The sequence below is a fragment of the uncultured Planktosalinus sp. genome (assembly GCF_963973675.1).
Lineage (GTDB): Bacteria > Bacteroidota > Bacteroidia > Flavobacteriales > Flavobacteriaceae > Planktosalinus.
This window is the reverse complement of the sequence record NZ_CAXBAN010000018.1, coordinates 1-13,400: the sequence shown is the minus strand read 5'-3', so window position 1 is coordinate 13,400 and position 13,400 is coordinate 1. Positions and strand designations below refer to the sequence as shown.

The following is a 13,400-nucleotide window of genomic DNA, read 5'->3' as shown; positions in this document are numbered from 1 at the left end:
TTTCCCCTTAAACTTACCTTTAATGTAAGTCCTTCTTTCATGGTGTTTTACTATGGTTTCAAACTTAGGCATTGTAAATGCTATCTAGTAAATCACTCTCCTTTAAAACCTTTCTATCGTCTTTCTTTCTTATTGTATTAAAGGGAGGATTAGTATATGATTCGGAAAAATGAAAGTCTTTATCAAATTTATTTCTTAGTATTTGGTTGTATTTTTCCTTGAATAATTCATACTCATATTTCACAAGCTTGTTTTCAATATAATATTTGGTTTTATAAAATATAGTATCATCCTTAATGAAGACTTTAATATTTGCTGGATATAAAAATATTAATACCACAACCAGTGTAATAGACCAACATACAGGATATTTTGAGTTCAAAATAGATACTCCTTGGATATAATAGTCGGACTTATCAACGAGTTTTTTCATTGAATTGATTAAGGCATCTCTTTCCTTTTCTTTTGAAAGAATAAGGCTTTGATAAACTTTAATTTGGTTAACATCTATGGATTTATCAAGAGCACGCTCTTTAATAATATTGTCATTCAGGTTACTTATTTCTTCATTAAAAAATTGTTCTGTTAATAGAGTATATGTATTTAGTTTATCCTTTTTAAAATCCTCTATTTCGACATTTAAAATATTTGAAAATACAATGCTTTCGATTGGTTTTGAAACAACCACTGCTATGAATGCAATAAAAACTAACCGAATTATAATTGAGAAATGTCTATCTGATTTATGAACATCAAATGGATAAGAGGTTTTTGACAATGTGTAAAGCAACAGCAAATAGATGTTGGTAATCATCCACCCAAAAAATAAACCAACGGTAACACCAATATAATTATTCTGAAATAATTTTGTGAAAGCAAAATAGCTACTTATAAAACACAATATAAAAATAACAGCTACCAAGCAACCTATAGCAGTAAAACGATTTCTTGTGGGCTTACTGCATTTATTAATGATATTATAGTCATCACCCGAAAGTTTCCAAAAAAACCTATTAATAAACATTTCCTAAATTTTATTTAGTTGTTTTGCCCTTTGATAAAATCATCAGGATTCTCATCGATTTTTTTCTTCATTTTTTCTTTATACTTTGCAATTGCATATGCTGTCAATTCCTCCTGAGCTTTGAGTAAAGCAGTCTGTTCAACTAAAAGCTTTTCAGCTTTTATATGTGTTACCTTATCACGTTCTTGTCCATTTTTATCCTTATGATAATTACGTTCGATATGAATTCCCTGTTCAGCTTTCATAAGTTCTTCAACATTGTCTTTTAAGAAATCATAAGGTGATTTTATCAACATTAATTTGAAAAATATTGGTGTTAGTTCAATTGCTAAAAACAAAAGAGTTATGAATAGAGAAATCCAAAAGCCCGCTATTTCATGAGCCAGTTTTATTCTTTCTAATAACCCGTCAAGGCCTGAAGCGACTTGTCTGTTTTTAGCTAACTCATCATCCATTTCAATAATGAGCTTTCTTTTATTATTTATTAATTCTGTAATTCGTTCTTTATTGGTTTCATCTAAGGCACTAAGTTCATTGTTAAGTCTATCGACATTATCTTTTAAAGCCTTAGCAAGTGGGCCATTTCCTGGAATAGTTCCAGGCACTTTACCATTCAATTGATCAGTATAATCAATTTCTGCTTTTTTTATTCTTTCAACTAAATCGGTTCTATTCTCTTCAAATTTTGCAAGCTCATTATCAATCAAAGCTAACCGGTCTTCATAGTTTGCTCTAGTACGCTTTTCATAATCTTTTCTTACTTTCAACTGCTCTTCGTGTAGAGCAGCATCAATTTCAGATTTAAACATTCTTATTTCAACTGGTTTTGCAATTGTAATTGCAATTATCGCCCCTAATATTAACCTAGGTATCGCTCCTTTAAATTCCTCCCAGGTTATGGCTTCAGTACCATCTCCTTTGCCGGTGCTTGATACAATAAACCGGTCAAGATTAAAAATCATTAACCCCCAAAAGATTCCAAATACTATTGAAAGTAGAGTAACGGTCATATTAAAATCTGATTCCAGTGAGGAACCTCTTGGCTCAAAAATTGTAAAAAAGGCATAGCCTCCTGCAAGAGCAGCCATTAATCCGGTGGCAACTATAATTCCACCAAGGCACATATATTTTACTTGGTCAGAATAGGTGGCTCTTTCAAGAATGAATCTGTCACCCCCTGATGCTCTCCAAAAAAAGCGCATCATTTTAGAAGGTTTTGGGCTTTCGTAAAAATCTCTTTCCATTATTTTGAATTTTTAGTTAGGTAGTTATTTATATTGAAAGGTTCTAGTTTTACTATGATATTTCTAGGTAACACTTTAAGTAACTTTAGCTTGGATTCAATATTTAAATTTCTAATAATCGTCAAGCTGTTTGTTACTAGTTTTTGCTCACTTAAAGTGTTTTTAATCTTATGTTTTGAAAATGAAGATGTTTTTAATTCTGGTAATTTGGTCTGAGGCACGAACTTGTCAACTAAATCAATATCAACTTTATTAATTTCAACAACCTTTTTTATACTACTTTTAATTCCGTAGAATGTTACATCGAGTTTATTGCAATTAGATTTAAGCAATAATTTCAATCCAGCTGAATTACCAGGAAAGCTCCCTATATCTTTAATTATAATTTTGTAGCAACCTTCAACATTCCAATTTAATTCGAAGGTATTTGTGATTATAAAATTTGAATAAATAAAGCTATTGAGGGATAATTTTTTTGAGTAGAAGAGTGCTTTTAAAAAAAACAGAAGACAACTTAATTGTGTGATTGCTTTTTGGTAAATGAATTCAATTTTTGATTTAATTATTTTTTTCATTATATGAGTTTATAATTAAATGAAATCCTTTTGGCTGCATTTTATTTGAAGTTTAAAGCTTGTTTAATTTCTATAGAGCAAGTATTTTAATTTTTCTCAAATACAAATCGCAATCCCGGATATTCAGTATAATAATAACTCTCCTTCACAGCAGAGTAGTTGATTGGTGCCTTAAGCTCTTCCTTCATAAAGGAAATGTAGTTATACACGGTGCGTTCAGAGACATTTAACAGATGGGCCAAGTCACTGGGTTTCCCTGTGCTTTCCATCGAAATCATTTCGTGTATGCGTATAACAACCCTGATGTTCATTCCCCTTAACATAGGCGCACTGAAATACAGTTTCACAAGTTTAACATTTCACACTGCAAACAGATTTCAGTTAGCCCTTGATTTTAAGATTTTTTTAATAATTCTTTGGTTTAATAAGATTTTAATGCAATTATCAAATGAATAGCAGTTAAAACCTACGTGATTACAAACCTAAAGGGATAAGAGAAATAAATTTTACGGGATTCCTCATTTTGGTGAAAAAAGTAGGGAAGTGGAAAGATATAGTCTTTAAATCAGAACACTATATTCCACCGGATTTACGCAATGTGACTTCATATCTTGTGACGCATTCATAATACATAAAATAAATTGTATCTTACATTTTTGTATATTTGAGACACAAAGCAAGTAATAAACCATAGTTGAGACACAAAATGAAACCATATCAACCCAACGAATTGCCCATTGAAACGATTGACTGGGATCAATTAATTGACCTTATGGGTAAAGCAAACAGATCTATTGCCAGATATGATGGTCTTCTGCAATCGGTTATTAATCCTGATGTTCTCTTAGCCCCTTTACGCACACAAGAGGCAGTATTGTCCAGTAAAATAGAGGGCACACAAGCCACCCTTGAGGATGTACTGGAATTTGAAGTGGATGAAGACACCCAAGACCATTTAAAAGGAGATATTTGGGAAGTTCTCAATTACAGAATTGCCTTAAAACAAGGCAAAGTTGCCATGAACGAGCAGCCCTTATCGTTAAAGATAATTAAACAAATGCATGCCACACTTATGCAGGGAGTGCGCGGCGATACCAAAGACCCTGGCAACTTTAGACGTATCCAAAACTTTATAGGTTCACCGGGTTCAACCATGGCGAATGCAAGATTTGTGCCCCCTGCTGTGCCTGATATGATGAAAGCCCTTAGCAATTGGGAAAAGTACTTGCACTATGATGATAAAGATGTTTTAGTACAATTGGCAGTGGTTCACGCACAATTTGAAATCATACACCCTTTTTTGGACGGCAATGGCAGAATGGGCAGAATCTTAATTCCTTTATTTCTGTACCATAAAAGAATCATACAAGAACCTGTATTTTATTTAAGTGATTTTTTAGAAAGAAATCGTTCTGATTATTATGATTCATTAAAAGATATAACCGATAGCGGTAGCTGGACAAATTGGATTCGTTTCTTTTTAAATGCCATCATCGTACAGGCAGAAAAAAATATTCAAAAGACACGGGAAATTATTAATCTCTACGAAACTGTAAAACTTGAGATAGTAAACACAACACATTCACAATTTGCTCTACAATGCCTTGACTCTTTATTTGTACAGCCTATATTCTCATCGAGAAATTTTGAAAAACATTCAGGTATTCCCAGATCGAGTGTAGCCAGGTTATTAAGTGCCTTATCTGAAAATAATACTATTGGAATAATACAAAAAGGAGCAGGCAGGAGACCCGCCATTTACGCCTTCAAAAGACTATTAAGTATTGTAAATAATTAAAACGAAAAGTGCAACACTAAGTACTTAATTTTTAAGAGGGTCGAGAAGTTAGAAGCACGATGTTGCAAGTTGTATTGAGATGAGAGTTTTGAAGTCAAGGCTTACGCACGGATAATTTTTGCTCAGTAAGCTAACTTTATAGGGCTGCTCTTAAAGCCTGTCCCGTATTTATTTTTGGAGAAAAGAGTAGCGGGATGGACGGCTCTTTCAATTCACTCGTTGTGAAAGGGGGGGTAATAGAATACTTTACCGGGAACAGGCATGTTTTTCAAACATATAGAGCGTCAGTTCCTTCAGGGTTTTTCCGGTTTCTGGATGGAGGCCGTGGGAGGTGAAGTATTCCAACGCGCCTTCTTTATTTTTACCATACCAAACCAGGGCGTTGCCGTCTGCAGTGCGGTAAGGGGTGTCACAGTCGGCTTCTATTTTTTTAAAATGGGCTATCCGATCTTCATTGTATAATTTCAGTTGGCCTTCCAGCAATAATTTTCATCAAATTTTACTTCCACATAATGATCTTCCTGCTAAACCATCCAGCGTTGTGCCTTGATTTGGTAGTATATAAAAATGGCTACAAATGCAATCAAAACGCCGGCGATCGGCCATGCATAAGTGAAAACCAAACCCCGCCTTTTTTGAGGTAAGGGGGGCTGGGCCTTTACAAACGCTTCAAAAGTAGGGTGACCCAAATATACACTCAGCGCATCAGCCACATACTTCTTCAGGTCTATGGGGTTTCCCTTTTTGGCAGCGCTACAGTGATTTCTTAAACTTTTTTCGCCATAGGCCTCGCCGCTTTGTTCCTGTATATAGTCAGATAAATGCTGTGCCAGGTGTGTAGGCTTTGCAGATTGTATTTCACGTTCGGCTTTTTCAAAAGCTTTGAGAAGTAAGGTGGGTTGCATTATTATCCGCTTGGTTTGGTGACCTAAAACTACAAAATATCCATGGAAATTTCCCGGAAATTCTTTTCCCGCTTCTTTCCACACTTTTTCCGGGGCTTCCCGGGAGTCCTTCCTTTATTTGCCTTGCAATCACATCCCTAAAGGTTCCGACAACGCAACGTTAAGGGATGTGATTTCAAATGGAGCTTAAAAAGCAGCTGTCCAAAACCCTTCCGGAGAAGTGGGGTGGCGGGGCTGCCCAAAAGCTCCGCACTTCTCCAAAGAAGGGACGCCTTCTTCTTTTAACGGGTCAAGACCATCTGCCTTCTAAGCAGACGGTCAACACCTTAATGTCAAATCTTAATATCAAAAGTAATGAAAAAAATAGCACTAATTTTAGGTGTGGTTACACTGCTCATGTGGGTTTATTCGTGTACTCCGCAAAGTATGGAACCCCTCAATCCGGTAAGTTGTTGTGGAGATGATGGTTATATGCCACCGCCACCGCCACCACCACCACCGGGTGATGGGAAAGGATAATTCTAAAAACCGCAAGCACCATCGTGCTTGCGGTTTTTTTAAAGCAGTATTTAATACAAGAAAATAATAAGTTATTAAAGGGCTTAACAAACTCCACAACTGCGCCTATCTGCTGAATCTGCGAGTGCTTAAAAAGTCATATAGGAGAACATTGCAGCCAAAGGCTAAAAACGGTGAACTATTAAACTATGCCGAATTCCAAGGCTGATTGTTTCAAGTAAAAAGCCTGTTTTTTCCTCAGCACTTTATTGTAAACGGACTTTTTTCAATCGGGTTTCCTCATTTTGAAAAAAAATTACAAATCTCAAGTTAATATGTGCTGTGTGAAAAAAAATAAACAGCCACTCACATTCGTTTAACAAATTGTAGTACTTTAGAACAGAAACACAAATAAATGGGGATCATGCCATTTGAAGTTTACAACAGCTTTAACAAGGCTGTAAAAAAATCTAGATTTCAACATAAAAACAAGCGACCAGTATGGCTGAATTAAAAACAAAACAAACAGATGCAGACGTTCACGAATTTGTCAGAACCTTTGCCAATACAGAACAAAAAATAAAAGACAGTTTTGAACTGCTCAAACTTATGCAGGACTGCACCGGCTTTGAACCAAAAATGTGGGGGCCAAGCATCATCGGCTTTGGCAGCTATCACTATAAATCAGAAAGAAGTAGTCAGGAAGGTGATTGGCCCCTGGTAGGGTTTTCACCCAGAAAATCTGCCATCTCTCTCTATGTCTACACTGGATGCTCAGGGCAGGAGCAACTGCTTGAGAAATTAGGCACCTTCAAGATGGGAAAAGCCTGCATTTACATCAAAAAACTGGCAGACATTGATCAGGAAGTGCTTAAAAAATTGATAGCAACCACCATTAAGCACCTCAAGACAAAATACAACTAAACACCCTACCAAAAACAAAGCATTCACTGCCAATAGAGTACGAAAAGAACTGGAAGAACAATCGAAAACCATTTCCGGTAAATCAAAGTAAATTCAATAGCAATGCAACAGTTTCTTCAAAAGTCCAATCTTACGGCCAATGTTCTATAGAGGCAAAACCCCGGTTCCAAAAATCTCTTTAACTTAGACGCATGAAACCAAGGCTAACCAACCCGGTTGTAGTAGTTGTTTTTGTGCTCTTAGTAATTCACTCATGGGCAAATGCACAAACAGAGTCAAACGACAGTTTGCGGTACTATTATGACAAAGTCATTCAGCCCAATCACAGCGATGACCTGCTAAAAGCCTATGTGTTTTTTGAAAACCAACGCGCCGAAGCTCAAATACGTCAGGATACTGCGGCAATGATATACAACCTTCAGCTCATTTCCATTATAGAAATTGATTTGGGTCTGTTGTATGAAAGTGAAGAAACTGCCGTTGCTATCATCAACCTCCTGGATGCACAACCCGCTCACCCCAACCTTCAAGAAGAGTATCGAAGGGCCTATAACCAGCTGGGACGTATTTACAGACAACTCAAACACAGCGATCAAAGCATTCACTACTATCAAAAATCTCTTTCATACACTCAGCAACGTATTGACAGCATCATTTTGCTCAACAATATGGGTAACCTCTATAGAGACCAAAACAAAGAGGACCTGGCGCAGGCCTATTACACAGAAGCGTATGCCAAAAGCCTGAACCCACTCGAAACGCTTCAGTATGCACGAATACTGCACAACCGGTTTTACAATAAAGCAATGGAAGGCACTCCCGGAACGATCGATTCACTTCTAAAGGCTAAAAAGCTACGGGAACAATTCAATGATCAAAGAGGCCTCTATTCCAGCTTTCGCGGACTCGCGATGGTGGCTCATGCCGGTGGAAACAAAGAACAAGCATTGAATTATGCTGAAAATGCATTTCAATTGGCGCTTCAAATCAACAGCCTTACATTTCTGAAAGATGCCTATGCATTGAAAATTGAATTGGGAGTAAACCCCGATTTTCAAAACTATAAAGCCATCACAGACAGCCTGGATAACTTGCGGTTAAAAGAACAAAATGCCTATGCATCACTAAAATACAATGTAGCCAAAGAACGGGAGCAAACCCTGGCCTTTAAACTACAACAAGAAAGGGAACGCACACAAAAACAACGCTACCAGGCTATAATAATTATAGTTCTTATCATAGGGCTGTTTTTGTTCTATATCCTCAGGTTGCGCTACAAAAAAGCAAAAGAACTTGAAATTTATAACACCGAAACCCGCATTTCCAAAAAAGTACATGACGAAGTGGCCAACGATGTCTATCGGGTCATGACCAAACTGCAGGAACCGAAAAGCTTCAGTTCAGATGTTTTGGACGACCTCGAGGAAATATATACTAAAACCCGTGATATTTCACGTGAAAACAGCTTCATTGATCTCGATGAAAACTTTGCAGAAACCCTCAACGAATTGTTATTAGCTTACAACAATCAAAACTGCAATGTCATAACCCGAAATAGTCAAACCATTCGTTGGGAGGTCATTAATAATAACAAAAAAAGGGCAGTTTACAGAATTCTTCAGGAACTCTTGACCAATATGAAAAAACACAGTGGAGCAACACTTGTAATTATAAATTTTAAACAAAATGAAAAAAAAATAACCGTGGAATACCGCGACAATGGTGCAGGGAGTACACTTCATAAAAAAAACGGACTTCAAAATGTGGAAAACCGCATTTTTGTTTTAAACGGAACAATTACTTTTGAAACAGAACCGGGCAAAGGATTTAAAACAAGGTTCACCTTATAATATGTTTTCAAAAGTATTGATAGCCGACGACTTGAACAGTATCACATCAGGAGTGTTGAACACCTTGAAAGCAGAAGGACTGCATCAAATTGAGTCCGTTCACTATTGTGACGATGCCTACCTGAAAATCAAAGCAGCCATTAGAGAGGGCAATCCTTATGACCTCCTCATCACTGACCTTTCTTTCAAGGCAGATCACAGGGAGCAACACCTGCGTTCCGGAGAAGATCTGGCACAAACGCTTAAAAAAGAACACCCTGAATTGTGTATAATTGTCTATTCCATCGAAGACAGATTTCAAAAAGTGCGCACACTGATTAAAAAACACAACGTAAATGCCTATGTGTGCAAAGGCCGCAATGGGCTTGATGAAATTAAAAAAGCACTGCAGGCTGTCTCGAGAGGTGAATCTTATGTTTCTCCTCAACTTGCCGGTGCATTGAGGCCAAAAACAACTATGGAAATCAATGACTATGATGTGGAGTTACTCAAACAATTGGCTAACGGTCTCAATCAAGATGAGATTTCAGCCTACTTCAAGGAACACAACATCAAACCCTCCAGCCTAAGTACCATAGAAAAACACTTGCAAAAACTTCGCACACGCTTTTTGGCTAAAAACGCTACTCAGCTTGTGGCCAATGCTAAAGATTTGGGATTGATATAAAGCATCCAGTGTTTAGTTTTGAAGTTAGACTGCAAGGTCTGTGAAATAAGAGGTGGGGGGTATAAAATTCAAACAGTTTATTAAAGGGTTTGTAAAACTTTATGACTTATTTGCAACTAAACTTGGGCTTTTACTTGGTGGCCTTAATAAGGTGAAGGAGTGAAACAAAATTACACGCTTAAAGCTGACTGTGCAAAAAACCTAAAACAAGAAAACTCCTCCATTTCACATTCAATTACTATCTTTGTAGAGCGCTCAATAAATAGTACACCCCATGAAACGTAGAAAAATAATAGCAGCCAACTGGAAAATGTATAAAGACTTGGCAGAGGCCAATGATTTCATAACTTTTTTATTAGAAAAACTGCCCGATACCAATGCAGAAATTGCGATTGCACCTTCATACATTGCCCTTTGGCACGCTTTTGAAGCCACCCGAAACTACCCTGTGGAAATTATAGCTCAGAACCTGCATTATGCAGAACAAGGCGCGTTTACAGGAGAGGTCTCGGCCACTCAATTAAAAAGTGTTGGCATTCAGCGAGTGATATTGGGACATAGTGAACGCCGTGAGTATTTTGGCGAAAGTGATGCATTGTTGAAGAAAAAAGTGCAGACAGCTCTAAAGAATGATTTGAACATCATTTTCTGCGTAGGCGAACAACTCAAGGACCGAAAAGCAGGCACACAAGTTGAAGTAGTAAAAAGCCAATTGCAAAACACCTTGTTTCATCTCAATAAAAATGATTGGCAACATCTGGTAATTGCTTATGAGCCCGTATGGGCTATTGGTACCGGAGAAACTGCCAGCCCTCAACAAGCTCAGGAAATGCATCAACACATCAGGGAAACCATAACCGGAACTTATGGAAGTGACACAGCAGAAAAGCTGTCTGTAATTTATGGGGGTAGCGTAAAACCTGAAAATGCATCAGCCCTTTTTGTTCAACCGGATATTGATGGTGCACTGGTTGGGGGTGCTTCATTGGAAGTGGATTCTTTTGTAGAAATTATTAAGTCCATTTAAATGGAGACTACATACCTCGAGTTTGATTTTACTGTGCAGCCCACTGATATAGGTCGTGACATCCTCATTGCTCAATTGGGCTATGCCGGCTTTGAAAGCTTTGTGGAAACCGATGAAGGTGTGACTGCTTATATCCAAAAAATAGACTGGAAATCTAACCTCCTGGAGGACGTGGATATCCTCTCAAATCCTAAATTCACCACTAAGTTTACACAAAAAGAAATAGCTCAGGTAAATTGGAATGAAGAATGGGAAAAGAACTTTGAGCCTATACTCGTTGATGATTGCTGCTCTGTAAGAGCTCCTTTTCATCCAAAATTACAGGTAGAATTTGACATTGTGATTGAACCTAAAATGTCTTTCGGGACGGGACATCACGAGACCACCCATATGATGATACAGCACATCCTCAACAATGAATGGAACGGTAAAAAAGTACTCGATATGGGATGCGGAACCGCTGTTTTGGCAATTTTGGCTGAAATGAAAGGGGCAAAGCCCATTGACGCCATCGATATTGACAATTGGTGTTACCTCAATTCCCTGGAAAATGCTGCCCGTAATAATTGTAAACACATCAGTGTTTATGAAGGTGATGCTTCATTGCTCAAAGGAAAAAAATATGACACCATCATTGCCAACATTAACCGAAATATTTTGTTGAATGATATGGAAGCATATGCTGGCTGTTTGAATTCTGAGGGTGAACTATATCTAAGTGGTTTTTATACTCAGGATCTTAACGTACTAAGAAAGGCATGCAATATTCACAATTTAGAATTCGTTGAAAACCTGGAGCGCAACAACTGGGTGGCGGCTAAATTTATTAAAAGCTAAAAATATTTTTATATTTTTGTATGGTGGGAACTAAGGAGGAAATAAAGGAAATAGGGGAGTTATTAACCCAAGAGGTTAAAAACAATGAAATCATTTTATACAATGATGAAGTCAATACCTTTGACCATGTAATTGAAACCCTTATTTATGCCTGTGATCACTCTCCGCTACAAGCAGAACAATGTGCTTGGTTAGTACATTACAAAGGCAAATGTACTGTAAAGACAGGCACTTATGAAGAACTGGAACCCCGCTGCACTATACTTTTAGAAGCCGGATTGAGTGCTGAAATAGTATAATTTATCTTTGCTTACACTAAAATAAAACTTATATTTGCACCCGCAAAAAGGCCTCGTGGCGCAACTGAATAGCGCATCTGATTACGGCTCAGAAGGTTACAGGTTTGAATCCTGTCGAGGTCACGAATAAATAGCACAATAAGAAAAAACGCCAAGCTCGCTTGAGCGTTTTTTTGTTTGTGCTATTTTCAAAGCGGAGCTTTGTCAGGATCAACGCAGTTAATTACCTAAGATATTCAATCCCGTAGAAAAAAAATATTCCAATGTCAATTAGTAATTAACTAATCAAAATAGAAACTTGAATATAGAGAGGTAAACGGTATCAACTAAACAGGTTGTTTGTTAAGTTAAGATTTATAATTCTCAGTAGGGAAGGGAAATTAAATTCGGTAACTTGATTCAACTCATGTTTCATAATCACCCCCTTATCTTCGGATCCAATATCCCATAGATAATATCCACTAAAATATTGATGAGAATAAACATCGTGGCAATCACAATTACAGCACCCATAATGATGGGTAAATCGAGTGTGTTGAGCGCATCAACAATTTCTTTTCCCAGACCGTTCCACCCAAAAATATATTCTACAAAAACAGCTCCCGCAAGCATAGAAGCAAACCAACCTGATATAGCCGTTACTACGGGGTTTAACGAGTTTTTCAAAGCGTGATTTCTAATCACCTGATAGGTGCTCAACCCCTTGGCACGCGCGGTTCTGATATAGTCTTGGTTAAAAACCTCCAGCATGGAGTTGCGCATCAGCTGAATCACTACTGCTAACGGACGAATACCCAAAACAACGGCCGGTAAAATCAGGTTTTTCAACTGTAAATATTTGCCTTCCCCAAAATCATCTACTTCATACAAGCTGCCTGTCATATTAAGATTAGTATACTGATGCAGCACATATCCAAAAAACCATGCAAAAAGTATGGCGCTGAAAAAGGAGGGAACACTCATGCCCAGGGTACTGAATATCTGAATGGTTTTATCCAGCCAACTGTCTTTGACTAATGCTGAAATGATTCCGAAAAAAATGCCAATGATAAGCGCAATCGTTATGGCTGAAACGGCTAAAATGGCTGTGTTTGGCAAGGTTTCACCTATTACTGCGGTTACTTCTTTTCCACTTTTTTGAAAAGATTCCCTGAAATAAGGAATTTTAAAAACCGTGGTGGTGTTTCCCAATGTAAAAAGGGGAGAAGCACTGTATTTTCCTTCTGCAAGAAAGGTATAGTCGCTTTCTTCATTGCTATGAAAAGAGAGAGGTGACAAATCATTTAAATAGTACACATATTGTATTCCAATGGGTTGGTCAAAACCATACTTTTTTTTAACGACTTCAATTTGTTCAGGACTTTCATTTTGTCCCAGCATCATGCGGGCCGGGTCTCCGGGGAGTATGGTAAATAGAAAGAATATTACAGTTATAACACCCCATAAAGTGAGCAGGGCATAGCCAATTTTATAAAGGATATATTTTACCACTTTATAGTTTTAAATCAAGGGCATCATTCCAGTGTAATTTTTGTTTGATGGTTCCCTTTTGAAGTTCTATTATCCCGGGATTGCTTCTCACAATGGTTTTTAAAACGGTTTGATCACAGAAGTAAAAATCAAAATTGAGTTGATGATCATTTTTTAGTTGTTCAATGGGTTGACCTATGGAAGCAGAAAGACCTATAACCTGATAGCCTTTGTCTTGGGCTTCATCGGTTATTTTTTTGATGTTTTCAAAACCTTCTTGTT

Annotated in this window: 15 protein-coding genes, 1 tRNA gene and 1 pseudogene; 9 read left to right on the top strand and 8 right to left on the bottom strand. The window is 37.3% G+C overall.

Annotation, left to right across the window (positions count from 1 at the left end; genetic code table 11):
- Positions 1 to 64 precede the first annotated feature (64 nt).
- The 4 genes from AACY61_RS01535 to AACY61_RS01520 form a co-directional block, all read right to left on the bottom strand.
- Positions 65 to 1,024, bottom strand: a complete 960-nt coding sequence (locus AACY61_RS01535; protein WP_339609512.1) for a DUF4407 domain-containing protein — start codon at positions 1,022 to 1,024, stop codon at positions 65 to 67.
- 14 nt (positions 1,025 to 1,038) lie between these two features.
- Complete coding sequence (locus AACY61_RS01530; RefSeq protein ID WP_339609510.1) at positions 1,039 to 2,268, bottom strand: DUF4407 domain-containing protein; 1,230 nt, start codon at positions 2,266 to 2,268, stop codon at positions 1,039 to 1,041.
- On the bottom strand, positions 2,268 to 2,843 hold the full coding sequence (locus tag AACY61_RS01525) for a hypothetical protein (protein WP_339609508.1): 576 nt from the start codon (positions 2,841 to 2,843) through the stop codon (positions 2,268 to 2,270). Before AACY61_RS01525 ends, AACY61_RS01530 begins: the two co-directional genes overlap by 1 nt.
- An 86-nt stretch (positions 2,844 to 2,929) precedes the next feature.
- Positions 2,930 to 3,190: an HTH domain-containing protein gene (locus tag AACY61_RS01520; RefSeq protein WP_339609505.1), complete on the bottom strand. Its 261-nt coding sequence runs from the start codon at positions 3,188 to 3,190 to the stop codon at positions 2,930 to 2,932.
- A gap of 359 nt (positions 3,191 to 3,549) precedes the next feature.
- Between AACY61_RS01520 and AACY61_RS01515 the strand changes: the two genes are divergently transcribed.
- Positions 3,550 to 4,641, top strand: a complete 1,092-nt coding sequence (locus AACY61_RS01515) for a Fic/DOC family N-terminal domain-containing protein (protein ID WP_339609503.1) — start codon at positions 3,550 to 3,552, stop codon at positions 4,639 to 4,641.
- 246 nt (positions 4,642 to 4,887) lie between these two features.
- Here the strand turns inward: AACY61_RS01515 and AACY61_RS01510 are convergent, their stop codons facing one another.
- Positions 4,888 to 5,124 carry a hypothetical protein gene (locus AACY61_RS01510; protein ID WP_339609501.1) on the bottom strand — a complete coding sequence of 79 codons (237 nt, stop codon included), beginning with the start codon at positions 5,122 to 5,124 and terminating at the stop codon, positions 4,888 to 4,890.
- 41 nt (positions 5,125 to 5,165) lie between these two features.
- The gene (locus AACY61_RS01505) at positions 5,166 to 5,630 is read right to left on the bottom strand and encodes a hypothetical protein (protein ID WP_339609499.1); all 465 of its coding nucleotides are present in this window, start codon (positions 5,628 to 5,630) and stop codon (positions 5,166 to 5,168) included.
- Between the two features lie 270 nt (positions 5,631 to 5,900).
- On the opposite strand from AACY61_RS01505, the gene AACY61_RS01500 reads away from it, so the two are divergent.
- The 8 genes from AACY61_RS01500 to AACY61_RS01465 all read left to right on the top strand — a co-directional run bounded on the left by AACY61_RS01500 (position 5,901) and on the right by AACY61_RS01465 (position 11,771).
- Positions 5,901 to 6,065, top strand: a complete 165-nt coding sequence (locus tag AACY61_RS01500; protein WP_339609497.1) for a hypothetical protein — start codon at positions 5,901 to 5,903, stop codon at positions 6,063 to 6,065.
- 480 nt (positions 6,066 to 6,545) lie between these two features.
- Entirely contained in the window at positions 6,546 to 6,968 is a 423-nt protein-coding gene (locus tag AACY61_RS01495; RefSeq protein ID WP_339609495.1) for a DUF1801 domain-containing protein, read from the top strand.
- Positions 6,969 to 7,159: 191 nt separating this feature from the next.
- Positions 7,160 to 8,818, top strand: coding sequence for a tetratricopeptide repeat protein (locus AACY61_RS01490; protein WP_339609494.1), 1,659 nt, complete (start codon positions 7,160 to 7,162; stop codon positions 8,816 to 8,818).
- The gene (locus tag AACY61_RS01485) at positions 8,772 to 9,485 is read left to right on the top strand and encodes a response regulator (protein WP_339609493.1); all 714 of its coding nucleotides are present in this window, start codon (positions 8,772 to 8,774) and stop codon (positions 9,483 to 9,485) included. The genes AACY61_RS01490 and AACY61_RS01485 overlap by 47 nt, the downstream gene beginning before the upstream one ends.
- Before the next feature lie 274 nt (positions 9,486 to 9,759).
- Positions 9,760 to 10,512, top strand: coding sequence for a triose-phosphate isomerase (gene tpiA, locus AACY61_RS01480; RefSeq protein ID WP_339609491.1), 753 nt, complete (start codon positions 9,760 to 9,762; stop codon positions 10,510 to 10,512).
- Positions 10,513 to 11,349, top strand: a complete 837-nt coding sequence (prmA, locus tag AACY61_RS01475; protein WP_339609489.1) for a 50S ribosomal protein L11 methyltransferase — start codon at positions 10,513 to 10,515, stop codon at positions 11,347 to 11,349.
- 23 nt (positions 11,350 to 11,372) lie between these two features.
- On the top strand, positions 11,373 to 11,648 hold the full coding sequence (locus tag AACY61_RS01470; protein ID WP_339609514.1) for an ATP-dependent Clp protease adaptor ClpS: 276 nt from the start codon (positions 11,373 to 11,375) through the stop codon (positions 11,646 to 11,648).
- 49 nt (positions 11,649 to 11,697) lie between these two features.
- Positions 11,698 to 11,771, top strand: a tRNA-Arg gene (locus tag AACY61_RS01465).
- A 294-nt stretch (positions 11,772 to 12,065) separates the two neighbouring features.
- Here AACY61_RS01465 and AACY61_RS01460 read toward each other — a convergent pair.
- Positions 12,066 to 13,139 carry an ABC transporter permease gene (locus tag AACY61_RS01460; protein WP_339609487.1) on the bottom strand — a complete coding sequence of 358 codons (1,074 nt, stop codon included), beginning with the start codon at positions 13,137 to 13,139 and terminating at the stop codon, positions 12,066 to 12,068.
- Position 13,140: 1 nt separating this feature from the next.
- A pseudogene (locus tag AACY61_RS01455) lies at positions 13,141 to 13,400 on the bottom strand (DoxX family protein); the annotation flags it as partial.

Bases quoted from the DNA above. Each gene is read 5' to 3' on its own strand.
- AACY61_RS01495 (WP_339609495.1), top strand. From the start codon at position 6,546: ATGGCTGAATTAAAAACAAAACAAACAGATGCAGACGTTCACGAATTT.
- prmA (WP_339609489.1), top strand. From the start codon at position 10,513: ATGGAGACTACATACCTCGAGTTTGATTTTACTGTGCAGCCCACTGAT.
- AACY61_RS01515 (WP_339609503.1), top strand. From the start codon at position 3,550: ATGAAACCATATCAACCCAACGAATTGCCCATTGAAACGATTGACTGG.
- AACY61_RS01530 (WP_339609510.1), bottom strand. From the start codon at position 2,268: ATGGAAAGAGATTTTTACGAAAGCCCAAAACCTTCTAAAATGATGCGC.
- tpiA (WP_339609491.1), top strand. From the start codon at position 9,760: ATGAAACGTAGAAAAATAATAGCAGCCAACTGGAAAATGTATAAAGAC.
- AACY61_RS01535 (WP_339609512.1), bottom strand. From the start codon at position 1,024: ATGTTTATTAATAGGTTTTTTTGGAAACTTTCGGGTGATGACTATAAT.
- AACY61_RS01525 (WP_339609508.1), bottom strand. From the start codon at position 2,843: ATGAAAAAAATAATTAAATCAAAAATTGAATTCATTTACCAAAAAGCA.
- AACY61_RS01500 (WP_339609497.1), top strand. From the start codon at position 5,901: ATGAAAAAAATAGCACTAATTTTAGGTGTGGTTACACTGCTCATGTGG.
- AACY61_RS01490 (WP_339609494.1), top strand. From the start codon at position 7,160: ATGAAACCAAGGCTAACCAACCCGGTTGTAGTAGTTGTTTTTGTGCTC.